The sequence below is a fragment of the Billgrantia antri genome (assembly GCF_017868935.1).
GTDB classification, from domain to species: domain Bacteria; phylum Pseudomonadota; class Gammaproteobacteria; order Pseudomonadales; family Halomonadaceae; genus Halomonas; species Halomonas antri.
Genome location: NZ_CP053383.1, coordinates 1,791,551 through 1,816,185 on the forward strand (window position 1 = coordinate 1,791,551; position 24,635 = coordinate 1,816,185).

15 protein-coding genes are annotated in these 24,635 nt (G+C 63.6%); 10 read left to right on the forward strand and 5 right to left on the reverse strand.

Annotation, left to right across the window (positions count from 1 at the left end; genetic code table 11):
- The first annotated feature begins 21 nt into the window (after nucleotides 1-21).
- The 9 genes from HNO53_RS08390 to HNO53_RS08430 are packed head-to-tail and all read left to right on the forward strand — an operon-like array spanning nucleotide 22 to nucleotide 11,313.
- Complete coding sequence (locus tag HNO53_RS08390; RefSeq protein WP_209477766.1) at nucleotides 22-1,776, forward strand: IucA/IucC family protein; 1,755 nt, start codon at nucleotides 22-24, stop codon at nucleotides 1,774-1,776.
- The gene (locus HNO53_RS08395; RefSeq protein WP_209477768.1) at nucleotides 1,773-3,614 is read left to right on the forward strand and encodes an IucA/IucC family protein; all 1,842 of its coding nucleotides are present in this window, start codon (nucleotides 1,773-1,775) and stop codon (nucleotides 3,612-3,614) included. Before HNO53_RS08390 ends, HNO53_RS08395 begins: the two co-directional genes overlap by 4 nt.
- Before the next feature lie 9 nt (nucleotides 3,615-3,623).
- On the forward strand, nucleotides 3,624-4,400 hold the full coding sequence (locus HNO53_RS08400) for an HpcH/HpaI aldolase family protein (RefSeq protein WP_209477770.1): 777 nt from the start codon (nucleotides 3,624-3,626) through the stop codon (nucleotides 4,398-4,400).
- A complete protein-coding gene (locus HNO53_RS08405) occupies nucleotides 4,397-5,680 on the forward strand; it encodes a type III PLP-dependent enzyme (protein ID WP_209477772.1) in 1,284 nt (427 codons plus the stop codon). Before HNO53_RS08400 ends, HNO53_RS08405 begins: the two co-directional genes overlap by 4 nt.
- On the forward strand, nucleotides 5,667-7,634 hold the full coding sequence (locus HNO53_RS08410; protein ID WP_209477774.1) for an IucA/IucC family protein: 1,968 nt from the start codon (nucleotides 5,667-5,669) through the stop codon (nucleotides 7,632-7,634). The genes HNO53_RS08405 and HNO53_RS08410 overlap by 14 nt, the downstream gene beginning before the upstream one ends.
- A gap of 32 nt (nucleotides 7,635-7,666) precedes the next feature.
- Complete coding sequence (locus tag HNO53_RS08415; protein ID WP_209477776.1) at nucleotides 7,667-8,629, forward strand: ABC transporter substrate-binding protein; 963 nt, start codon at nucleotides 7,667-7,669, stop codon at nucleotides 8,627-8,629.
- Nucleotides 8,623-9,627, forward strand: a complete 1,005-nt coding sequence (locus HNO53_RS08420) for a FecCD family ABC transporter permease (RefSeq protein ID WP_209477778.1) — start codon at nucleotides 8,623-8,625, stop codon at nucleotides 9,625-9,627. The genes HNO53_RS08415 and HNO53_RS08420 overlap by 7 nt, the downstream gene beginning before the upstream one ends.
- On the forward strand, nucleotides 9,624-10,658 hold the full coding sequence (locus HNO53_RS08425; protein WP_209477779.1) for a FecCD family ABC transporter permease: 1,035 nt from the start codon (nucleotides 9,624-9,626) through the stop codon (nucleotides 10,656-10,658). The genes HNO53_RS08420 and HNO53_RS08425 overlap by 4 nt, the downstream gene beginning before the upstream one ends.
- A 31-nt stretch (nucleotides 10,659-10,689) precedes the next feature.
- On the forward strand, nucleotides 10,690-11,313 hold the full coding sequence (locus HNO53_RS08430; RefSeq protein ID WP_209477780.1) for an RraA family protein: 624 nt from the start codon (nucleotides 10,690-10,692) through the stop codon (nucleotides 11,311-11,313).
- A gap of 90 nt (nucleotides 11,314-11,403) precedes the next feature.
- On the opposite strand, the gene HNO53_RS08435 is transcribed toward HNO53_RS08430, so the two are convergent.
- A complete protein-coding gene (locus HNO53_RS08435) occupies nucleotides 11,404-13,530 on the reverse strand; it encodes a TonB-dependent receptor (RefSeq protein WP_209477781.1) in 2,127 nt (708 codons plus the stop codon).
- Between the two features lie 223 nt (nucleotides 13,531-13,753).
- Here HNO53_RS08435 and HNO53_RS08440 point away from each other — a divergent pair, with 223 nt between their 5' ends.
- Nucleotides 13,754-15,826 (forward strand): TonB-dependent siderophore receptor, encoded by a 2,073-nt coding sequence (locus HNO53_RS08440; RefSeq protein WP_209477782.1) that lies wholly within the window; start codon nucleotides 13,754-13,756, stop codon nucleotides 15,824-15,826.
- Nucleotides 15,827-15,894: 68 nt separating this feature from the next.
- Here the strand turns inward: HNO53_RS08440 and HNO53_RS08445 are convergent, their stop codons facing one another.
- The 4 genes from HNO53_RS08445 to HNO53_RS08460 form a co-directional block, all read right to left on the reverse strand.
- Nucleotides 15,895-18,000, reverse strand: coding sequence for a TonB-dependent siderophore receptor (locus tag HNO53_RS08445; RefSeq protein ID WP_209477783.1), 2,106 nt, complete (start codon nucleotides 17,998-18,000; stop codon nucleotides 15,895-15,897).
- 175 nt (nucleotides 18,001-18,175) lie between these two features.
- Nucleotides 18,176-20,278 (reverse strand): TonB-dependent siderophore receptor, encoded by a 2,103-nt coding sequence (locus HNO53_RS08450; protein WP_209477784.1) that lies wholly within the window; start codon nucleotides 20,276-20,278, stop codon nucleotides 18,176-18,178.
- A gap of 101 nt (nucleotides 20,279-20,379) precedes the next feature.
- Complete coding sequence (locus HNO53_RS08455; protein WP_209477785.1) at nucleotides 20,380-21,204, reverse strand: helix-turn-helix transcriptional regulator; 825 nt, start codon at nucleotides 21,202-21,204, stop codon at nucleotides 20,380-20,382.
- 301 nt (nucleotides 21,205-21,505) lie between these two features.
- Nucleotides 21,506-24,568 (reverse strand): cellulose binding domain-containing protein, encoded by a 3,063-nt coding sequence (locus tag HNO53_RS08460; protein WP_209477787.1) that lies wholly within the window; start codon nucleotides 24,566-24,568, stop codon nucleotides 21,506-21,508.
- Nucleotides 24,569-24,635: the final 67 nt, after the last annotated feature.

Here is a 24,635-nt window from a genome sequence, read left to right on the forward strand (position 1 = left end):
ACGGAACTGTCTTCGCCTCCCGTGCCGCATTTGCGCTGTCCTTCCTATGCCAGCCATTTGCTGGCCAAGGAGGCGACGCTGCGCGCGCTGCTCAACAGCTACCTGCGCGAGACGGGGTGCCACGATCCACGCCATGACGCGTCCGACATGGTGGCACCGCTGCTTGATGCCGGCGAACCTTTCCGGGTGACGCTCCCGGCGGGTGAGCTGATCGGCACGCTGCGTGCTTTCTCGTCCTCGGGACAGCATCGCTATGGCGCAGCCTTCTACCTGTGCGATGCTCGAGGACGAATGGCGCCGCTGGATATGCAGGACATCATCCAGCGCCTGTTGGAATCGCTGGGCGCAGCAGCGAGCGACAACACCCACGAGCTGCGGCTGTGGGACATGCGCGACAAGATCAACAACAGCTTTGCCCGCATGGCGGCGCATCTCGACGACTTCCAGCGACGTCACGGTGGCGCGCCGTCCGGGGTGCCTGGCTTCATTGCCGCCGAGCAGTCGCTCTACCTGGGTCATCCGTTCCATCCGTTTCCGAAGTGTTCCCAAGGCGTAGAACGGCGCCCGTTCGAGGACTACAGCCCGGAACGCGGCGCTCGTTTCCGGCTGCGCTATTTGGCCGTTCGTCGCGAGCTGCTGGTTGAGGAGTGGCTCGAGGGATCCGACACCGGTCTGGCCGGTACAGTGTTGGAAGCCGCCCGTCAGCGGCTCGGCGAGCGTTGGGCCGGCTACGCCATCCTGCCCATGCATCCCTGGCAGGCGGACTATCTGTTGCCGCAGCCCGACATTCGACCGCTGCTTGAGACGGGCGAGATCGTCGACCTGGGAACCTTGGGTCCTTGGGCCTATCCGACCTCTTCGGTGCGCTCGGTGTGGTTGCCCGAGACCGGCCAGGGGTACAAGCTGCCGCTGCAGGTGCGCATCACCAATCTCATCCGCGAAAACACCTTGGAGCAGTCACGCCGTACCCTCGACGCTGCGCGGGTCATCCACCGCCTGCGTGATCAGCTGGAAAGCGATGGCTTTCAGGTGGTGATGGAGACCGGCTATCGCACCTTGGACCCTGCGCATCCAGCGCTGGCGGCCCACCGGGTTGCCGCGTTCACCACGATATACCGACCCATGCCGGCCGACGCCCAGCACGCTTGCGTGCTGGCATCGCTGCTCGAGCCCTACCCGGGCGAGACCGAACCCAAGCTGATCGCGGCGATCCGCCAGGGGGCGGGCGGCGAAGTGGACCTGCAGCGTTGGTTCGAAGCCTACCTGGAGATTTCCCTGGTGCCGATTCTGCAGATTTTGGCGCGTACCGGGGTCAGCTTCGAGGCGCATCTGCAAAACAGCCTGCTGCGCCTGGAAGGGGGCTGGCCACGCACCCTCTACGTGCGCGACCTGGAAGGAGTCAGCCTCGACCGTGAGCGTATCGCCGAGCTGGCCGCCTGGCCGACGCTCGGCATCGCCGCGGACAGCCCGCTGCTCTATCCACCGGAGACCGCCTGGCGGCGGACCCAGTATTACTTCTGCGTGAATCACCTGGGCGGTGTGGTCAACGCTCTTGCCGATCACCTCGGCGTGGATGAGAGCCGCCTCTGGCGCCGGGTGGGGGTTCGTCTGGCGCGCTTGCGCGAAGAGGAGGACGAGCGCCTTGCGGCCTTGGCCGAAGCATTGCTACAGGCCGACCACTGGCCGGCCAAGGCCAACCTGCTGAGCTGTTTCCGCCAGCGCGGCGCCACGCCGCTGTTCATCGATATCGTCAACCCGATCAAGCGAGCCGAATGAGCGACATGGAAGCGATTCTGCCTACACCGCAAGCGAGCGTCGAGCCCGGGCTGCTGCCCACCACACCGGAATACGCACGTGCCCAGCAGCGCGTGCTGCGTCAATTCATTCAGGGCCTGCTGTTCGAGAATGTCCTGCCGTGCGTCGAGGAGGTGACCGACGCAGGAGCCTTGCGAGCCTTTTCGTTTAGCGGACGCGATGCCCACGGCAATGAGGTGCGCTATACCGCCTGGGGCACGCGCAAGCAGAGCTTCGGCCGGGTACGCCTGTCGCTGCGCCCGGCGCAGCGACAGGCAGCGGATGGGCGCCAGCGCGACGCCACCTTGGTCGACTTCATGGCCGAGGTGATGGCACTCATCGTCTCTGCCGAGCGTCTGCCTCCGCTCATGCAAGAGCTGCAGCAGACCCTGCTCAAGGACACTCAGTCGCTCGTTGCGAGCGGTATGCCCACCGCTCCCGACCTGGAGTGGGATCATGACGCCTGGGAGGGCTGGTTGCAGGAGGGTCACCCCTATCATCCCAGCTACAAGTCGCGCTTGGGCTTCTCGCTGACTGACAACGCCGTCTACGGTCCTGAGTTCCGCCAGGAGCTCCGGCCCGTCTGGCTCGCCGTGCTGCGCGACGACTGCCGCGTTTCGGTTTCCGGCTCGCTTAGGCTCGGTGCCTTCCTGCGCGAGGAGCTTGGGGAGACGACACTGGCTCGCTTTCGCCGCCAGTTGACGTCGCAGGGAAGGCGACCTCAGGACTACATGATGCTGCCGGTGCACCCCTGGCAGTGGAGCCAAGTCGTGCTGCCTACCTTCCAGACCGAGCTGGCCGCCGGTCGGCTGTGCTACCTGGGCACGGCCGATGACGCCTATCGTGCCCAGCAGTCGATCCGCACCCTGGCCAATGCTACCCGACCCCGGCGGGCCAACCTCAAGCTCTCGCTGAGTATCGTCAATACCTCAACCAGTCGCATCCTGGCCGCGCATACGGTGGAGAACAGCGCGCGCATCAGCGACTGGCTCCACGACTTGGTGTCCCGTGACGCCTCGATGCAGGACGGTGTGGTCATCTTGCGTGAAGTGCTGGGTGCGGCTCATGACGTCTCGCGGCTGGACGAGCCGCGGCGCAGCCTGGCCTACGGCACCCTGGGCGCCGTGTGGCGGGAGAGCTTGCATCGCCACCTGCGTCCGGGGGAGCGTGCGTTGTCCTTCAATGGACTGACGCAACTGGCCACTTCGGGGACACCGATGCTCGACGGCTGGGTACGGCGCCACGGCGTCGCGGCCTGGACGCTACGGCTGCTGGAGGTCACGGTGACGCCACTGATCCATCTGCTCTATGCCCACGGCATCGGGCTGGAGTCGCACGGGCAGAACATCCTGCTGATCCAGCGTGACGGCTGGCCGGAGCGCATCGCGCTGAAGGATTTCCACGACGGCGTGCGCTACGGTCCGGCGCTGTTGGCCGAACCCGAGCGGGCTCCCGAACTGGTGCCCGAGCCGGCCAGCCATGCGGCGGTCAACCGCAATTCATACATTCAGACCGACGATCCCGACGAGGTGCGCGACTTCACCTACGACGCTTTCGTCTTCATCGCCTTGACTGAGCTCTGCCTGTGTCTAGAGCAGCACTACGACCTGCCGGAGGCCAACTTCTGGATGATGACCGCCGAGGTCATCCGAAACTACCAGGCGACCCGCCCAGAGCTGGCGGCACGTTTCGCGCTGTTCGATCTCTTCGCGCCGACGGTGAACATCGAGGAACTGACCAAGCGCCGACTGTTCGGCGACGGCGAGAAGCGCTTCGCTACTCGCGATAACCCCCTGTATCCCTATCGTCCCGGTGCCTGAGGAGAAACCATGTTGACGCCCAATGCTCTCAAGCGCCGGCTGGCACGAGGCGAGACGGTGCTCGGTCTGTTCGCTTCGATTCCCACGGCGGTGACCGTCGAGATGATCGGCCAGGCCGGCTTCGACTTCGTCATCCTGGATACCGAGCACACCCTGGTGAATCCCGAGACGCTGGAACACATGCTGCGTGCTGCTGAACTCGCCGGACTCACCGCTCTGGTGCGAGTGTCACGACCCGACCCGGCCATCGTGGTGCCGCTGCTCGATGGCGGCGCGCGGGGCATCGTACTGGCCGACGTGCGCAGCGCCGGATCCCTGCAGGCGCTCAATGAATGCCTGCGCTTCCGGCCGCTGGGTCAGCGCAGCATGAACGGTGGACGCCCGGCGCGTTTCGGCGCCGACGATCTGGTGGAGTACCTGAGCCGTGCCAACGATGAACTCATGCTGATACCCATGATCGAGAGCCGGGAAGGAGTCGAGAATCTACCGGCCATCCTGCGCGTACCCGGGGTGGACATGGTGCTGGAGGGGGCGGCGGATCTGTCGCAATCCATGGGTCTTCCCTGGCAGACCGAAGCCCCGGCGGTGGTCGAGTCGCTTGATCGAATCCACGCCGAGTGCCGGCGCGCCGAGGTGCCGTTCTGCGCCATTCCCCGTAGCGAGGAGCGCCGCAGCTATTGGTGCGAGCGGGGTGTGCGCGCCTTCGTCCTGGGCGACGAGCGCGGCATCGCCTTTCGTGCCCTGGAGGCGAAGTTGGCTCCTTACCGTGAGGGGGGCGATGCATGACCAGTGCGGCCACCATTCGTTATCCGGCGCCGTGGTGCCCGCCCTCGGCGGCGGTGGGACACTGCCTGGCGGCACTCGGCGAGCCGGGGCCCGGCGGGACCCACGAGCCGGTCTGTGCTTTCCTCTACGACCTTGCGGCGCTGCGCGATCATGTCGGCGTCATGCTGCAAGGGCTGCCCGAGCGATGCCAACTCTACTATGCCGTCAAGGCCAACCCGGATCGGCGGCTGATCGCGACCCTGGCGCCCTTGGTGGCGGGCTTCGAAGCCGCCTCGATCGGCGAGATTCGGCGCATCCGCGAGGTGAGCGACTCGGCCTCGATCATCTTCGGCGGCCCTGGCAAGAAGGATGCCGAGCTGGAGGAGGCGCTTGACCTTGGCGTGACGCGGATACACGTCGAGAGCCTGCACGAACTGCGACGGTTGAATCTGATTGCCGAGCGGCGCGGCCAGGTGGTGCCGATCCTGCTGCGCGTTAACCTGCACGACGCATTGCCCGAGGCCACCGTCACCATGGCGGGACGCGCCACCCAGTTCGGCATCGACGAGCCGCAGGTGGAGGAAGCGATCGAGGAGGCCCGCCGCAGCCCAGCGCTGCGGCTCGACGGCTTTCACCTGCACTCGATCTCCAACAATCTCGATGCGCGCCTGCATGCCCGGCTGGTAGCCACGTACCTGGCACGGGTGGGGGCATGGGCCGAGCGCTTCGAACTGGAGATCCGTTGCGTCGATGCCGGCGGCGGCTTCGGTGTTTCCTATGACGAGCGCCCGGATTTCGACTGGGCGATCTTCCTCGACACGCTGCGCTCGCTGCTCGACGACGAACCACTGCCCGGAGCAACGCTGCTGTTCGAGCCCGGTCGCTACCTCGTTGCCTTCTGCGGCTACTACGCCGTCGAGGTCATCGATCTCAAGCAGAGCCATGGCCGTCAATTCGCCGTTCTGCGCGGTGGCACCCATCACTTCCGCCTGCCCGCCTCGTGGCGTCACGATCACCCCTTCGAGGTGCTGCCAAGATGCCACTGGCCCTATCCCTTTCCGCGCCCTGTGCTCGAGGGCCAGCGGGTGACACTTGTCGGTGAGCTGTGCACGCCCAAGGACGTTCTGGCCAGTGACGTGCCGGTGGCGCGGCTGCGGATCGGCGACGTGGTGTTGTTTCACCGCGCCGGTGCCTACGGCTGGACCATCTCGCATCACGACTTTCTGGGCCACGCCCATCCTCGACACCTTTACCTCGATGGCCCTTTCGATGACAAGGAGCTTGTCCGTGATACCGCCTGACTCAACATTTGCTGCCACCCCGTCACGGCAGGAAGCCGCACGTCTCGCCGAGGCGCGCCTGTTCGGCGATTTCGTCGACACGCTGCTGGCCGAAGGCTTTCTCGACGATCAGTCGAGCGACTGGCCGGCGCCCGCGGCGTTGCCCGATGCACTGGACTGGCCACCGGGAGCGGATTGCCTGCGTTGGTGGATCGAACGCGAGAGCGGACATGCGCTGCTGTTTCCGCTGCGTAGCGCCGTGCTGCCGCCGCGCCGGCACGTCAGTGCCGCCGGAGTCTTTGCGGTGAGCTTTCGAGCCGACGGCGGCATCGCCGAATGGCGTCGACTGACACCGACCGAGCTGCTCGAGCGAGTGGAGACCTACTGCCTGGACGAGGCCCAGCGGCAGCAGCCGGGAGTGGCCAACGTACGGCGCTTGCTGGCCACCACCCTGTGGCAGACCCGTCAGTCGATCGCCGAAGCGCCAGTGCTGACGTCATCTTCGGGGGGCTCCGCCGCGGCCGGCCTGCGTAGCCTGGAACGCCGTGCCGCGTTGCGCGACCGTCCTTTCCATCCGCTGGCCAAGGCCAAGGAGGGGCTCGATGAAGAGGGCCATCGCCGCTATGCGGCGGAGTTCGACCAGCCCATCCGGTTACGTTGGCTGGCCATGCGCCGCGAGTGTCTGGCGACGGGCAGCGGGGCGGCACCCGGCGCGCCGGAGCCGGCAGCGCTGCTACTGGACGAGACCCAGCGCGCCGAACTCGAAGCGGAGATGATACAGCGCGGCCTGGATCGGGAGGCCTACCTGGCACTGCCGGTGCATCCCTGGCAGTTCGAGCATGGGCTGCCGCGGCATCTCGGCGACATGCTGGCGGCAGGGGAGGGGGTGGCACTGGAGACCGCCGTTGGCGACTTTGGTGCGACCTCGTCGCTGCGCTCGCTGGCGCCGCTGAACGACGGGCGTTTTCACCTGAAGCTGCCAATGGCGGTGTTCTCCCTGGGAGCTGCGCGCTACCTGCCCGCCGTCAAGCTGATCAACGGCGAACGCGGCCAGACCCTGCTCGAGCAGGCCCGCGAGCGCGACGTCGTCCTGACCGAACGCCTTCACTTGTGCGACGAACGCCGCTGGTGGTCCTACCTGCCAAAAGGCAGCGGGCTGTTCGACGATCCGCCGCGCCACCTGGGGGCGTTGACCCGAGAATATCCTCGGGCTCTGCTAACCGACCCCGCGGTGCGCCTGCTGCCCATGGCGGCGCTGGGGGTTTCCGATGCGCAGGCGGCATGCGCGGGAGAGCATCCCTTCGAGGCGTGGCGTCGTCACCGCGGGCTGAACGAGGGGCCGGCGGCGACGGTCACGCTGTTCGGCGAGCTGTGCGATCTCTTCTTCGAGATCTCCCTGCGCCTCTATCGTCTGGGACTGATGCCCGAGATCCACGGTCAAAACGCCGTGCTGGTGTGGCGCGACGGGCGCATGGAGGGCCTGCTGCTACGCGATCACGACTCGGTGCGGCTGCATCGGCCGTGGCTCGATCGCCACGCCATCGATGACCCGCAATACCGGATTCGCCCGGGCTACTCGAACAGCCTCTACAACGAGACGCCGCAGGACCTGCTCTTCTATCTCCAGACCTTGGGCGTACAGGTCAACCTGGGCGCGATCATCGAAAGCCTGGCATTGTTACATGCCCACCAGGGCCTCACGGAGGTTGAACTTTGGCAGGTGGTGCGCGAACGCTTGGCAATGGTGATCGAGACACTACCGTTCGATCACGCACAGCGATGCATGCTGCATGAGGTGCTGTTCGCGGCATCGCGCTGGCCGTTGAAGTGCGTACTGCGTCCGCTGTTCGAGCAGCAGGGTGTCCCCGGCAGCATGCCGTCGGGAAAGACCTGCCAACCCAATCCCTTCCGCACGGAGGGCCTGGTGAGCCGCAAGCTGGAAGGGGCGTGCGTTGTCGGTGCCGAACCTGTATAAAGGGCACGTCTCATGAATGGCGAATGATTCTCATGCCTTTCTCGCGAACCTGCAGCCGCCTCGTCGCCCTGATGTTGCTGTCGGGGTCTCTGGCCCTGACGGCACATGCCGAGACGCTGCGCCGCGTCGAGCACGCCCTGGGCGAGGCTCGCATCGAGGGCGAGCCTCGCCGCATCGTGACCCTCTACCAGGGCGCCACCGACAGCGCCCTGGCCTTGGGGCTCGGCCCCGTGGGCGTGGTCGAGTCCTGGCTCGAGCGTCCCATGTATCGCTACCTGCGCGATGAGCTGCCCGCAGAGGTGCGCTATCTGGGGCTGGAAACCCAGCCGGATCTCGAGGCGGTGGCGGGGCTCGCGCCTGACCTGATCGTCGGTGCCCGCTATCGTCACGCCGACGTCTACCCCTTGCTCTCACGCATCGCGCCCACGGTGATCGCCGGCACCGCCTATGACTTCGAGGCCATGCTCATGCTGCTGGGGGAGGCCACCGGGCGCGAGGCGGAGGCCCGGGAACTGCTCGCCGAATGGCATGAGCGGGTCGCCGACTTCCGCTGCCGTGCCGCGGCCCGGTTGGGCGATGCCTGGCCGCAGCGGGTTTCGGTGGTCAGCTTTCGCGGCGATCACGTGCGCCTCTATTACGATGGCTTCGCCCGGCACATCCTCGATCAGCTCGGCTTCCAGCGCCCCGAGGGCCAGGAGGGCGCGGGCTGGGGCGTCAAGTTGGTCAGCCGGGAGAGCCTGCCTGCCCTGGATGCCGATGCCATCTTCGTCTTCATGCGCGACGACCCGGCGGTGGTAGAACTCCATCGCGAGTGGACCACGCACCCGCTGTGGCAGCGCCTCGAGGCGGTGGAGCAGGGACAAGTCTATCGTGTCGACCCCATCCTCTGGAGCATGGGGTCAGGTATCTTGGCGGCCAACCGGCTACTGGACGAACTCTACGTCCACTATGGCCTGCACGACGGTGCCAGCGCCGCGGAGTACATGGCATGCTGATCACTCCCATGGCCAAGGGGCTTGGCCTGCTATTGGGCGCGATGCTGGCGCTCACTGCCGGTGTGGCCAGCCTGGCGCTCGGCGCCACCGAGATCGCTCCGGCCAGCCTGTTGGAGGCCTTCATCACGCCCGACCCGGGCTCGATGTCGCATCTGATCCTGCGCACCGAGCGCCTGCCCCGCGCGGTGATCGCCGCCGTGGTGGGTGCTAGCCTGGCGGTGGCCGGCGCCCTGATGCAGACCCTGACGCGCAATGCCCTGGCCGCACCAAGCGTTCTCGGCATTAACGCCGGGGCCATGTGCTTCGTTGTGGTGGCGAGCAGTTTCTTCGCACTGCGCTCGCCGCTGGAATTGGTCTGGGTGGCTTTTCTCGGGGCCCTGACGGCGGCGTTGCTGGTCGCGCTGCTGGGGCGCGAGCGGGGCGGCGGTCTCTCGCCGATGCGGGTGGTGCTGGGTGGCGTGGCGGTCACCGCGCTGTTCGTCTCGCTGGCCCAAGGGTTGTTGATCATCGACCAGGAGGGCTTCGAGAGCCTGCTGCTGTGGCTCGCCGGCTCGGTGGCGGGGCGTGGCTTGGAGATTGTGACGCCGCTGCTGCCATTCTTTCTCGGCGCCGCGGCGCTTTGCGCGCTGCTGGTACGCCAGCTCAATCTGCTGATTCTGGACGACGAAGTGGTCAAGGGGCTCGGGCAGCGTACCGGCCGGGTCCGGCTGCTGGCCGGTCTGGTAGTGATCGTGCTGGCCGGCTGTTCGGTGGCGCTGGCCGGCATGATCGGCTTCGTGGGGCTGATCGTGCCGCACATGGTGCGGGCGATGTTCGGTCGTGATCATCGCTGGGTGCTGCCCGGCTGCGCCCTGTTGGGAGCTGGCCTGCTGCTTGCCGCCGACACCCTGGCGCGCTTTTTGATGCCGCCCCAGGAGGTGCCGGTGGGGGTGATGACGGCGCTGCTAGGCACGCCGTTCTTTCTCCATCTTGCCCGGCGCCGGAGCCTGACACCATGAGTCGCTCCGTGGTCTTGCGTGTCGCCAATGGTCGGCTGTCGCTGCGCCTCGAGCATCGCACTCTGGCGGTGACGCTGCTGCTGTCGCTGGCGCTCGCCGCCAGTGCCATGATCTCGCTGAGCCTGGGCAGCCAGGCCACCCCCCCGACAGCGGTACTCGAGGCACTATTTCATCCCGCGCGAAGCGACATCGCCTTGATCGTCCATGAAATCCGTCTGCCGCGCATCGTGCTGGCGATTCTCGTCGGCGCCTGTCTGGGCGTCGCCGGGCTGCTGTTGCAGGGACTGGTGCGCAATCCGCTGGCTTCACCCGACGTGATCGGCATCACCGGTGGCGCCTCGCTGGCGGCGGTCTGCTTCCTGGCACTGGGCGGGGCGGCGCTGGGCGAGGCCTGGCTGCCGCTGGCGGCGTTGGCCGGCGCGCTGTCGGTGGCGCTGCTCATTCTCGCCCTGAGCGGGCGCGGCGTGACCCCGGCACGACTTGTGCTGATCGGTATCGGCCTTGCCGCCGCGCTGGGCGCGGGCACTACCTTGGTGCTAGTACTTGCCGCCGATACCACGGCAATGCAGGCCTATGTGTGGCTGACCGGCAGCCTCTATGCCGCCCAGTGGCGGGAAGTGGCCGGGCTCGCCCCTTGGGCGCTCGTGGGGCTGCCCCTGGCGCTGGCACTGTCTCGTCGCCTGGACGTGCTGGCACTGGGCGATGAGCTGGCTACCGGATTGGGTACGGCGGTGCGGGGCACTCGCCTCGCGCTGCTGTTGCTGGCGGTGGCGCTTGCCGGGTCGGCGGTGGCCTTCGCCGGCGGGTTGAGTTTCGTCGGCCTGCTGGCGCCCCACATCGGCCGGAGGCTGGTAGCGCGCGGTCACGCCGGCCTGGTGCCGGCCACCGCGCTCATCGGCGCGCTGATCGTGCTGCACGCCGACCTGCTGGGGCGGATTGCCTTTCTGCCCCGTGACCTGCCGGCAGGCGTCTTCGTCGCCGGGATCGGCGCACCGTTCTTCGTCTATCTACTCCATCGCTGGCGCACCTGACCGTCAGCGGCAGACGGCAAGGAAACATGCCATGTTCGACATCAACCCCCGCACGACGGCCGCCTCACCGGAGCTGTTGGCGCGCTATCGTGACGTCGCTACGTCCACCCTTGGCCATCTTACCGACTTTGGTGCCATCGTCGGTCTCACGCCGCTGCGTCGCCCGGTACGGCTGCTGGGCAGCGCGCTGACGGTGCGTATCCCACATCTCGACGGAAGTGTGATTCGCCGTGCGCTGGAAATGGCCGAGCCGGGAGAGGTGCTGGTGATCGACGTCTCCGGCGACGAGCGCCGTGCCTGCTGGGGCGAGCTGCGCAGCTACGCGGCGCTGCGCAAGGGGCTTGCCGGGGTGGTCACTTCGGGGCGGGTCACCGACGCGGCCGAGCTGGCGCAGTTGAACCTGCCGGTATACTCCCGTGGCACGAGTCCGCTCACCACTCGCGCCGTGAACCTCGAAGGCGAGGTCAACGTGCCGGTGGCCATCGATGGCGTGGCGATCTCGCCGGGCGATTTGATCATCGGCGACGACGACGGCCTCTTCGCGCTCTCTCCGGCACGTGCCGAAGCGCTGCTGGTACCCGCCCTCGATAAGCAGGCCCGGGAGGCGGAGCGCCGGCGAGAGCTCATGGAAGCGCATCCCGAGTGGTGGCGCTGAGAGTAAAGGGAGAGTCAAAGGCTTACGACGAAAAAAGCGGCGCCCAAGGCGCCGCCAAACAGTAAGCCAGGTCCGTTTCAGACCGAGGAATCAGAAGTCCAACTGATAGCCGAGGGTGAAAGTACGACCGCGTCCGGCGAAATAGTATTCGTCACTGACTCGAGCTGCCTGGGAGTAGTAGGTGATGTACTGCTCGTCGGTCAGGTTCTCGATGCCGAAGGAGAGTTGTCCCACGGGCAGGCGATAGGCCAGGGAAGCGTCGAATAGCGTATAGCCATCGAACTCCAGTTCGGGGTCGTCGACGCTACGATCAAAGTAGTGGCTGGCCTGCAGGTGAGAGGAGAGGGTGTCGTTCCAGGCGGCGCTCCAGCCCAGTCGCAGCGTATCCGGTGCGATATTGATGCCGGTCAGCTCGGTATCGACGCTGCCGTCACCATCCTGGTCCGACTCGCCTTCGGCGTGAGTGTAGGTGAGGCGCAGATCATGCGCATCGCCGAGGCGCATTTCACCTGTCACCTCGACGCCCTGGATCTCGGTCTTCTCGCGATTCCCGACGAAGACACCGTTTACCTCAGCGAGGCGCTCGCCGTAATCGGAGTCGGATTCGTAATAGCTCAGCTCGAGGCCATAGCGATCCCAGTCGAAACGAGCCCCGATCTCGCGATTGTCGGTCACGATCGGCTGGAGTTGCAGCAGAGTATCGATGTCCTGTCCGGGTACATCGATGCCGCGCAATACGCGACCCACATCGGGCATACCGAAGCCCTGGGAATAATTGGCGTAGAGCTGTGCCCAGTCGGTGGCTTGATAGACCAGACCCAAGTTGTAAAGGGTCTCGTCGAAGTCCGGCTTGCCGCCGTCGACGGTGACGTTGTCCTGGGTAACGTTACTGCGGTCGATGGTTGAGAAGGTATCGACTTCGAGCTCAGCCTGTTCATGGCGAACGCCGGCGTGCAGGCTAAGTGAGTCGGTCAGGCTGAAGTCACCCTGCAAAAAGAGGGCATAGTTGCGAAACTGGGTCTCGGGCACATAGGTACGTTCAGTGTCGACCAGCATCTGCCGGGTCTCGTCTTGCAGTACGTCGATGCCGGTGGTCAATCTCAAGCGATCATCGAGCAGGCCTGCGCGGCTGAGCGAGAACTTGCCCCCCAGCTTGTCCGACTCATTGCGCGACTGGTCGTACTGGGTATTACCCGATGCGTCCAGATAGGGGAAGAAAGGGGTGGTGGCAAATCGGGCGCGGAAGCGCTGGCGATAGATCTGTGCATCGAGTTCATTACCGAGCCAGTCGTCATGCGAGTAGGCTAGCCGTGCCGTCGTGACTTCGTTGAAGCCGGGGGCTCCATCGCGACTGCCTCGGCGGGCCGTGGTCGGGATGCCGGCGTCACGATTACCTGTCTCCGGAACGTAATCGTCACCTTCTTCCAAGTCGAAGTGGTTGAGTGAAAACTCAACGTTTTGGTCCTCATCGATCCAGTAACCAAGCTTGCCGAAGAGGTCATAGCTGGTGGAGTTCTGCAGCTCGCCGGGGTAGGCGATACCTACGATCTCGTCGTTACCGTCATAAAAGACCCCGCGCTCCTGGCGTGTGACGGCGCCCAGGAAGTCCCAGTCGCCATTCTGAGCACTGAGCTGGTAGCCCAGCTTGTTACCGAAGCCCTCGGATTCGAAATCGTCGTCGAAGGTGAGCTGAGTGGAAATTTGGTGGCTGATGCCACCTCCTTCTGCACGCTTGGTGACGAAGTTGATAAGACCGCCGGTGGCACCCAGGCCGTGCTCGGCACTGGCGCCATGGATCACCTCGATGCGCTCGACCATGCTCAGGTCGATGGTGTAACTGTCCCGAGCGCTGTCACGTAGTGGATTGGTCTGGGGCACGCCATCGATCAGAAACAGTGGCGCTCGACCACGAAACGTCTCACCGGTATTGGAGAGCTTCTGGCGGCTGGGCGAATAAGAGGGAATCAGGTTGCTGAGCACCTGGCCAGGGTCCTGTGTGATGGCCAGTTGCTGCTCTATCTGCTCACGAGTTATGACAGTGATCTTCTGGGGCGTCTCGCCGGCCTGGCTGCGATTGCGGGTGGCGGTGACGACCAGCGGGGAGAGGTCGCGCGAAGCATCGGTCCCTTCGGTCTCGGCCTGGGCGAAGGCCAAGCCCGGCAGGGTAGTGCCGAGCATTACCGGTGCCAGCCAGGCGATGTGCGTCTTTTGAGTCATCGGATGTCGTTCCCTTGCTTGCTGTTTGGGGCGAGTCGTCTCGGTTCTCGGTGACGATGTCGAGAGCTATGCTCAAGAGAGGGAAACAATAATGGTTTGCATTTGATTTTTCAAACACCAATACATTCTGTATGATGCGTGATGCTGTTCGTTATCGATTTTCATTGACGTGCGGCGATATAGCTCCTTCTCCCTCCTACAAGCGCTCAGAGGACACTCTCGCATGTCCAGCATTCATCCCTACGCGCAGACGAACGCGCTGACTCAGGCAGTACGACTAGCACTTGGCCTTACGATAGGGGGCGCGTTGCTTGGTATGGCACTGTATGCATCAGCCCAAGAAGATACCTTGGGAACGGATACCCTAGTGGTGGTGGGGGCGGCTCTGAAGGTGGCCTCGCCGCTGGTCGAGACGCCGCGTCCGGTGTCTCTGGTCGAACGGGAGGAGCTCGACACGCGCAACGTGCAACAGCTCGACGAGGCCTTTCGCTATCGCGCTGGGGTTTTGGCGGGCCACTATGGATCTGATAACGATACGGATTGGCTAAAGGTACGTGGCTTCAATCACTCGACGTATCAGGACGGCTTGCGTATCTACCGTGAGGGTTTTTACCAGTGGCTGCCTGAGCCCTACGGGCTGGAAAGAGTGGAAGTCTTCAAGGGGCCGTCGTCGATTCTCTATGGTGAGGCACCTTCCGGTGGCTTGATCAATGCCGTCAGCAAGCGGCCGACCGCCGAGCCTCAGGGGCGCTTCGACCTCCAGCTCGGTAACCGAGACCACCGCCAGGTCGGCTTCGACAGTTCGGGGCCGGTCACCGAGTCGGGTGACGTCCGCTACCGGTTGGTCGGTACCTGGAAGGAGCGCGACGGGGACCTCGATCACACGAGCAATGAGCGCTACTACTTCGCCCCCAGCCTGGCGGTGGACTTTAGCGAGGACACCACCTTGACGGTGCTCGCCAGCCTGCAGAAGGACGATGCAGTACCCGTCAACCCCTTCAAGCCACCTTACGGTACCGTCCAGGACACACCCTTCGACAAGATCGATCGACACACCAATCTCAGCCAGCCCGGTTACGACACCAATGAGCGTACCCAGTGGGCACTGGGCTACGAATTGGAGCACTGGTTCAACGACACTTGGCGCTTTGAGCAGAACCTGCGCTACAGCGAACTGGACCTGCTGCTGCGTAGCAGCTATGCCCTGGGTATGATCAGCCCGCGTGAAGCGGGGCAGGGCCATACACACCGTGATGGCAACATAAACAGCTGGACGGTTGACAATCGCTTGCTCGGTAACTGGTTCGGCGATGGCTACGAGAACACTCTGCTGCTTGGCATCGACTATCAGGACCTCAAGCTGAGAGGACATGAGGCCGACAGCTTTGCTTTCGGCACTGTCGACGTATTCGATCCCGTCTACGGCAACTTCACGCCGATAGATGATAGCCAGCGAATCGAACGTGATATCGACAAGCAGCAGACCGGTATTTACCTTCAGAACCAGCTGAGCCTGGCCGATCGCTGGGTGCTGTTGGGTGGCGTGCGCTACGATCAGGCGGAAACCGATAATGCCAATCGCACCTCGGGACAGACGCAGCGATCCAACGACGATCAATTCTCCTGGTCTGGTGGTGTCATGTACCTGGGGCAAAGCGGGGTGAATCCTTATCTGAGCTACACCGAGTCCTTTGATCCTCTGGCACGGGTGGACGATGCCGGTGAACTCTATGAGCCTCGCGAAGGGGAACAGTGGGAGCTGGGGGTAAAGATCGCGCCGCCGGAATGGGATGGCTATGTCACTGCGGCTTTGTTCGATCTTAAGGAAAGCAATGGCTTGGTAACCTCGCCGGGCGGTTTCCAAGTGCAGGAGGGTGAGCAGCGCTCACAAGGTCTCGAGCTGGAGGGTCAGGTTCAACTGAGTGAAGCGCTGCGTCTCACTGCCGCTTATACATACACCGATGCGCGTACCGATGGGGATATCCGCAAGGATCTCGTTGCTCGCCACCAGGCGGCCACCTGGCTGGATTACGCTATCACCCAAGGTACGTTCAGCGGTCTGCAGCTAGGGGGCGGCATTCGTCATGTGGGCTCGAGTGTGGGTGGCGATATCGATGTACCGAGCCACACCGTGGTCGACGCGCTGGTAGCCTATGATTTCGACGCCAACTGGCGGGCACAACTCAATGTCAATAACGTGACTGACGAAGACTATGTCGCCTCCTGTGAAGCCAGTTTCTGGTGCTATTACGGCGAGTCGCGCAGCGTTATCGGTAGCCTCAGCTATCGTTGGTAATCTCGCTGCATTGCCTAAACGAGACACCCGGCCTTGTGGCCGGGTGTCGTGCTTTGCGTCTGCCGTCTTTAGAATTGATATCTCACGTTTGCAGTGACGGTACGGCGGTCGCCGTAGCCGCAGTCGGTTCCTTCGGAGCGGCACCAGGAAACGTATTCCTCGTCGGCGAGGTTCTTGGCGTCCACCGAGAAGTCCCAGTTACCCAGGGTGTAGCCCACCATGGCGTCGTAGAGCGTCACGGAAGGAATCAGCGGGGCACCTCCCGAGCCGACGCTGTCGCCGATATAGCGCACGCCGGCTCCAAAGCGCCAGTTGCTGCCCAGATAGTAACGGTTCCACCACGAGGCCTGGCGCTCCGCGACGCTGGATAACCGGTCGCCGGTGGCGTCGTCGCGCGCGTTCAGGTCGGTATAGGCGACCTGGGTCTCGAAGCTGTCCCAGCGCTTGTTGATTTGGAGTTCCCAGCCGTCGATGACGGCCCCGGTCTGCTCGGCCCCGCCGGGGGTCTGCCCATCGTTGATCCGATTCTGCTGGGTGATGTCGAAGTAGGCGGCGGTAATTCCCAGCGACTTGTCAGGCGAAAGGTACTTGAAGCCGACCTCCTGCTGATCACCGGTGGTCGGCTTCAGCGTATTCGCCTCGGGTGTGCCGTCGGTGCCCAGGTTCATGCTGAACGACTCGGCGTAGCTGACATAGGGGGAAAGGCCATTGTCGAAGCGATACATCAGACCGAGCCTGCCGGTCGTGGCCTCTTCGCGACTTTCTGTGTCCGGCCCGTCAACCGCCAGGCTACGGTTTTCCGCCCAGTCGTGGCGCAGGCCGGCGGAAATCACGACCGGGCCCACCGCGATGTGATCGGCCAGGTAAAGGCCGGTCTGCTCGATTTCGTTGTCTGGCCTGTCCGTCGGGGTGATCACGTCATCATTGAGATTGCCATACTCAGGGTCATAAACGTTGAAGCTGCCGCCCAGCCCGTATCCGTAGAAGTAGTTATCCTCCTCCCAGCGTGCATCTTGCCGATCCAGGCCCAGCAACAGGTGGTGACGGGTCGCACCGAGATCGACTTCACCCTTCAGGCGAGCGTCGAGGTTGAGGATGCGAGTGCTCCTGTCGACAGTGTAGATTGTCCTCGCTACTTCTCCGTTGGCATCCGGGACGCTGGGTATGGTGACCCAATGCTCGCGGGTGTCTGCGCTGGAACGGGTGTAGCGCGCCGTGGCGGAGAACGCCCAGTCCTCGGTGAAATGGTGATCGAGGAATAGGGTCGCCTCGGTCTTCTCGCGGTCGTAACGATCCCACCCGGGCTCACCGACGAATCGCTCGGAACCGATATAGCCCCGTGAGCCCGGCTCCAGCGTGCCCGCCTGTGGCAGGAACTGAGCAGAGACCTGCCCCTTGTTCTCCTGGCGATTCAAGAGCAGCGTGACGTCCGTATCTTCGCTGGGCCGCCAGGTAAAGGAGGGCGCCAGCAGGTAACCGTCATCTTCCACGTGATCCACCTGGGTATCGCTGTCGCGCCCTAGGGCAACGAGGCGATAGAGAAACTCGCCGTGCTCGTCCACGGGGCCAGTGAAGTCCACGGCCAGCTGCTTGCGGTCGAAGGTGCCGTACTGTGCCCAGATCTCTCCGCTGCGCTCCTCGCGCGGTAGCTTGGAGACGGCATTGATGATTCCGCCCAGGTCGCCTTGGCCATACAGCATGGAGGAGGGTCCCTTCAGTACCTCGATGCTCTCCAATGCGTAGACGTTGCTGCGCACGCTGTTGTACCAGCCGTAATTCTGACGCAACCCATCCAGATAGCGAGCCGCATCCACCCCACGCACCTTGGCGCTGTCGATACGTGTGTCGAAGCCGTAGTTACCGGCGTGGACGCCCGAAGTGTACAACAATGCATCCTGTATCGACTGAGCACCGGAATCGCGAATGAAGCCCTCGTCTACGACCGAAATCGAGTAGGGCTGTTCCTGCACGGCGATGTCCATCTTGCCGACGTTGGGTTCGCGCTCAAGCGCGAGATAGTCGGGAGCAACGATGGCATTCGAGACGACTTCGACGGTGTCGAGCTCGACGATGTCTTTGTTCGCCGTTTGCGCGAGCGTGAAAGAGCTGGCTCCGGCCAGCGATGCGAGGGCCACCGAACTGCAGCGGCGCCAGAAAACGGGTGAAATGGTCATGATAATCCCTTGAGATATAAATTTAATGCTAATGATATTTTTTATCGTTCGCGATATTATGAGTTTCGCTTCGGCGAGTCAACGAAAGGGGAGTAGCTCGATGAGGCTTTTGGTGGGATGGCGACGCTGCCGTCTGTTTTTGGCAGCGTCGCTTCGCTCCTCTGGAGGAAAGAGGTTAGAAGCTGTAGCTCAGCGTGCCGAGCACACCTCGTTCGGCGCCGAAGTAGCAGAACTCGAGCGAGTTGCACGAGGCGACGTACTCTTCGTCGGTGAGGTTGGTCACGTTGAGGCGCGCACTCACGCCGTCGAGGCCAAGACGGCCGAGGTCATAGCCCAGAGTGGCATCAACCAGGGTATACGATGGCAGCTCGAAGGTGTTGGCGCGATCGGCTTGGATACCGGCGTAATGACGTACGCCGAGTCCTGCGTCGAGACCCGTGAGCGAGCCCGAGTCGAAGGCATACTGTCCCCATAGGCTGGCCTGGTGGCGTGGCGCATAGATGGCGCGGTTGCCCTCGTTGCCGTCGTCGCTGCGCTTGTAGGTAATGTCGGTATAGCTGTAGCTCGCCTGCAGGCGCAGATTGTCGGTCAGGTGGGTATAGGCCTCCAGCTCCAGGCCTTCGGATTGGATTTCGCCCACGGCGCGGTAGGGGTCGGTGGGCTGTTCCTTGGTCGCCACGTTCTCCTGGTTGATACGGAACAGCGCCGCGCTGTAGCGATCTTGCGTACCCACCGGCTGATACTTCACGCCGGTCTCGATCTGCTTGCCCTCCATCGGGGGCAGGAGGTCGCCCTCGGCATCGACGAAGCTGGTCGGAGTGAAAGCGGTGGAGTAGCTGAGGTATGGCGCCACCCCATTGTCGAACAGATAGAGCAGGCCGGCGCGTCCACTGAACTGGGTGTCGTCGAGCTCACTGGAATCGCCACTGTCGAGATTGGTGTTGGCGATATCGACCCAGTCGTAGCGGCCGCCCAGGGTCAGGCGCCAGTTGCCCACGGCCATCTGGTCCTGGAGGTAGAGGCCGGTCTGCCTGAGTTCGTGATCCTCACGCAAGGGAGCGTACATGGCGATCGGTTCGGCGCCGTACTGAGGGTCAAAAGCGTCGATGTCGGGGAAAGCGCCTGATGGCCAGCTTACCTGGTTGTCGCGGCGTTGATAGTCGGCGCCAACCAGCACGGTATGGTCGATGAAACCGGATGTCAGATTGGCCTCGAGCTGGTTGTCCAGGGTCCAGGCCTCAAGGGACTCGTCGGCTCCCGAGTAGTAGCGGGTCAGTTCGGTTTCGCTGCCGGGTGCCCAGCCGAATGCGTAAACCTGATTCAGTACCACGTCCGAGTTGAGGTAGTTCAGCCGCTGGCGGCCGGTCCAGGCGTCGTTGAAACGGTGCTCGAACTCGTAGCCTATCAGGCGTTGGGTACGTTCGTACTTGTCGTATTCGTCCTCCCCTTCGAAGAAGGTGTTGGCGATACGCCGGCCGTTGCGGTCCACCACGGTGCCTTCGTAGGGCAGCCCGGCATGATAGCCGCCCTCGGGGTCCTGCTGCAGGTAGGCGTGCAAAGTCAGGCTCGTGGCATCCGAGACGTCCCAGGTCAGCGAGGGGGCAATGGCGTAGCGCTCTTCCTCCACGGGGCCGAACTGAGTATCCGCGGCCCTCGCCAGACCGACGATTCGATAGGCGACCCGCTGTTGCTCGCCCAACGGGCCGGTCAGGTCGAAGGCAGCGCTGCGCTGGGCGTTGGTGCCCGCTGAGAGGCGCAGTTCGCCGCTTTGCTGGAACTGCGGGCGCTTGCTGGTAAGGGCGACAACACCCCCCGGAGACGCCTGGCCGTAGAGGACCGATGCCGGCCCGCGCACCACTTCGATGCTGTCGAGGAACCAGGGGTCGATGGTCATCGAGCTGTGGGAGTTGGTATCGCCCATCAGCTTGAGGCCATCGAGGAAGGTATTGCTCAGGCTGCCGTCGGAGAATCCGCGCAGCACCAGGTAGTCGAAGCGATTGGAAGCGCCGATCTGGTTGGTAAAGACGCCGGGGCTGTAGTCCAGGGCACGTTGCACCGTGCGCGCACCGCGCTCTTCCCACTCTTCGTGCTCGATTGAGGAGGTGGCTTGCGGCGTTTCATTGAAGGGCGTTTCGGTCTTGGTTGCGGCCTGGCCGGTAACGGTCATGGTGTCCAGTTTATCGCGAGTCATAGCCTGAGGTTGCTGGGCCTGGGCACTGGCCACGATGAGGGCGGACACGAGCGCGATGCTCAGTGTCAGTGGACGGGGTGTCGGCATGACGGGTCCTCTGCGGAAGTTGTCTCATAAAGTAATGAGAATTATTCCTTTGTCGAGAGGCGTTGTCCTATTCCGGCTGCTCAATGCTCTCTTCCAAATGCTCAAGCGGGGCGATACTGGGAACTTGGCGGGTAGCCGTAACGTTGGCGAAAGGCCGCGGTGAAGTTGTTGGCATGTTTATAGCCGGCAAACTGTGATGCGCGCTCGACCCCGTGACCCTGCAGCAGCATCTGTCGAGCGAGCTCGAGGCGCCGCTCGCGCAGGTAATCGAAGACACTGCAACCGTATGCCGCCTGGAATTTCCGACGCAGGGTGGCGGGGCTCATCGAGGCCAGCTCGGCCAGCGCTGGCAGGCTGTACGTCTGGTCCGGGGATGCCTGCAACTGTTCACGGACCCGCTCCAGGCGCTGCCATTCCCCAGGGGAGAGTCGAGCGGTAGTGGCAACAAACCCCGGCGGCAGACCATGGGCCAGCAATTGTAGCGACAAGCCCTCCCACTGCAGGCGCGATGCCACGCCGCTCAGTGGTGAGCTCAGGGCCTGCTCCAATAGCAGTTGCAAGCCGGGAGGCAGAGACCAGGCATGCATGCTCGAACCCGGCATTGGCAACTTACCGCCTAGCGCATCGGCCAGACGCGGTGCGTCCAGCGCCAGGGTCAAGGCGCGTATGCGCTGATTGGGCGGTTGCACGGCCTGCAAGCCTTCGTGCTCACTCAGCCGTACGCTCAGGGCCGTGCCGGCGGCGAAGTCCAGGCGCTCGCTGCCCAGGGTGATCTGAGCATGTCCTTCGAGCATGACGATGATCGACAGGGGGGCAGGGCGGTGGGAGCGTGAATCGTAGCGCTGCAGGACTTCAATGTCCGAGGCCACCAGTTGCATGCCGGGACCGGGCTCGAGTTCGTGAATGCGTCCATGCAGAACCGGCATTTCAACGGTTTCGCGTCGCTGAGCGGGAAAGCGGTAGTCGATCCCGTAGCGCTCGCCATAGGCGGGCGAGGTCCCTCAAGGTGTGGGTGCGTGAAGCGATAAGGCGAGTATTCACGTTGTCACTCTCCGCCTGGTTGATCGCTCTGGTCAGATGAGAAGGGAAGCAGCATAGCAGGAGTGAATCAAATATCAATGAGAAGAATTGTCATTAACGACGTGCCGGCAGGCCACTCGCTTGCCATGAAAAACGCCCGGCGCATGGCCGGGCGTAGTTCCGAGAGAGTCCTGCAGCTCGCGATGCCTAGAGCATGAAGTCGTCGGCGCGCAGGCTGTCGACGCCCAGCACGTCGACCTGTATATCAACGACGCCGTCGCCGTTGACGTCGCCCTGGACCTGACCGCCTTCGTTGCGTAGCTCGCCCGCCGTCCCACTGAAGGCCGCGTTGCCGACCCAAGAGAACGCCTGTTCGCCTTCGGTGGCGAGGTCGGCATCGATGCCTGAGAGGTCGATCAGGTCACCTTCGCTGCGATCAAAATCGACAATGATATCGCTGTCGAATGCCGTGGACTCGAAGGTCGAGAGATAGACGAAGTGATCGCCGCCTGCACCGCCGGTCAGTCTGTCGCTCCCCAGGCCACCGTAGAGAGTATCGCTAGCCGCCGTGCCTTGCAGGGTGTCTTCGCCCTCGGTGCCGATCAGGCCATCGTCTTCCATGGTGGGCACGCCTAACAGCTCGCCTTCGGCATTGAGATTGTCAGGCAGGGCGTAGCTGTCGTCGCGGACCTTGTAGGAAACGCGCCATGTCTCGCCGGGATCCAGTACCGCTCCGCCATTGATGGCGCTGACGACATAGCCTTCGTCAGTGGCAAGAAACTCGCCATTCCACATGTCGGTAATGGTTCCGGGCAGGCTGAAGCTCAACGAAGGCTGGTCGATGGTCACATCGGAGGTATTGGTTACCAGCACCTCGGTCATGTAGCCGCCCGACCAGGTCTTGGTGATATTGCTGGTAAGGGCCAGAAAGTCAGCTGCCGTTGGGGCGGGGTAGAGAACGTCCATCAGTTCGGAATCTGCCGCCTCGCCGGCAATCAGAGCCTGCGGATAGAGCGATAGCTCCGTTCCGTTCAGGGCGAGTGAAGCCGGCGCCTCGCTCACCGGTGCATACGCCTTGAAGGAGAAGCGCATGATGCTGTCCGCCTGGAGCGTGTCGCTGCCATCATAGGCGATCCGATAAGTATCGCCGTCACGTTCCAGCAAGGTGGCACCGTAAAAGGTGGTGACGTCCGCTGGCAGCGTGAAGGTGATCTCGGGGCTGGCCACATCGCTGCTCGAGCGGTTGGCGATCTCCACGCGCATCACGTAGCCGCCGAGCCAGCGGCTGACCACGCTCAGCCCGACCTCCATTGCGCTGGCGATGATAATCGGTTCGTCTACTGGCTCTTCGGCAAGCGCCGGTTCGGGCTCGATGATGCTCGAGGTCGGTGACGACACGGTGGTGTCGCTGGTGTCCTCAGCCGAGTCAGAGAGAATCTCATCCGGTGTGGGGACGTTCGGTTGCTCTCCCTGGGCGAAGGTCCGGCTGGGGACATCGAGCTCGATGCCATCGGCGAATAGCACCCTTTCGATACCGATCAAGGTATCGGCGTCGCTGCTGCCCCCTGCCAGTTGGACGCTGCCGTCCTCATTGAACTGAACGGTGTAGGCGTCGTGGTTCTGCTCCATGTGGGCAATGTCGAAGCCGGCGCCGCCGTCAAGAAGGTCGTTGCCGAGACCGCCTCGCAGGATATCGTTCCCGGTACCGCCGAACAGAGTGTCATGGCCCAGAGCGCCATCGAGATAGACGCCATTGTCGGTCCCTTGAATGATGTCGTCACGGCGCGAGCCGATGACGTAGTCGAAGGTGATCTGGTTGGCGCCGGCCTCGGTGATGGACCCGAAGCTGTGCCCGCCTTCGTTGTACCAGACCACGGGAGACAGCCCATCGGCATCCGCGTCACGAATCGACTGCTCGACGTGCACGGTATTGCCGTGATCCTGGCCACCGTGGAAGTTGATGTCGCGATCCGTGGACGTCACGTGGATGTCGTTGCCGACCGATGAGCGCCACGAGGAGAACAGTACGCTATGGCGCATGCCTGTGTCCTCGAGCTGCGTGTAAACGCCGTCATAGCTTTCGCGTAGCTCGAAGGCATAGCCGTTACCGCCGCTGCCCTTGTTGAAGGCCCCATGGGCGCCAAGTGAATCGGCCTGCAGGTCGAGAGAGAGCGCGAACTCGAAGGCGGTGGAAGGACCGTTGAGCACTTCGATGTCGCTGATGTGGGCACCCACGGTGCCGTTGAGTTTGATCGCCTGATAGTCGGTCAGGTGGGTAAGCGTGTTGCTGAAGTCGGCCTTGTTCGGCACTCCTAGCTCGAAGCCCACCGAGAACCCCTTGAGGGTCACGTTCTCCAGCGCATCGTAGCGCTGGACCTTGGCGGCGCCGCTGTCGAAATCGAAGTGCACACCACGATCGAGGGTGACTGTGCCGCCATCGACAGCCATCACCTTGGCCATGCTGGTGCGCAACGGAGCGTTGAGCTGCTGCCAGGAGGTGTCGCCGATCTCGTCGAAATACTCCTGCGTGTTGTCCTGCCAGATACGCACGGTATCACCGGCCTGCAAGCCATGGTCGGTCTTGAGCGACAGGGTATCTTCGCCCATGGCGGCGTTCTGCTTGAGGTAGCCGGCGAACTGGGTCGTCTTGCTCTCAGCCAGGAAGCCATGGGAGGCGCCCGTGGCAAGGGCCTCGTCGGTGAACGTGATGCGCGTCTCTCCGCGTCCAGCCCCGACGAGGCTGATGTCGGAGCGAGAGACGCTGATCATGGTGTCGAAGCGATAGTCGCCGGCAGCCAGGTGCAGGACAGCGCCTTCCGGTGCCGCGTCGACCAGCGCCTGCAGTTCGGCAGCGGTGATGCCGGGACCGACGGTGGCCTCTCCGTTAGCATCGAACAGGCTGGATTCGACCGCCTGCGTCTCGAGCGGCTCGCTGGCCAGCAGTGTCTCCGCCTCGGCCGAAAATTCCGGTGTTACCCCGTTCACGGTCACGTCGGAGGGCATCAGGCCGCTTTCGGTCAGTACCTTGAACTTGAAGCGAACTGTCTCGCCCGGGGCGATGTCGTTGTCGGTATCGTCGTCGACGATGGCATAGCGGTCGTCGCTGTAGGCGTCGATCACGCCACCCCAGATATCAGTTATGGTGCCGTCCAGCGTGAAGCTGACCTGGTTGTCGACGATCGGTTGGGTTCCCTGGTTGGAGATGAAGATCTCCATCACGAAGCCGCCGTTCCATTGGCTGCTGAGAGAGGCATCGATGAAGGGACGCATGGAGCTACCGCCATTGCTAGTAATGAAGCAGGCCGCCGGGGGCGGGCAGAGTGTCGGCTGCGGTAGA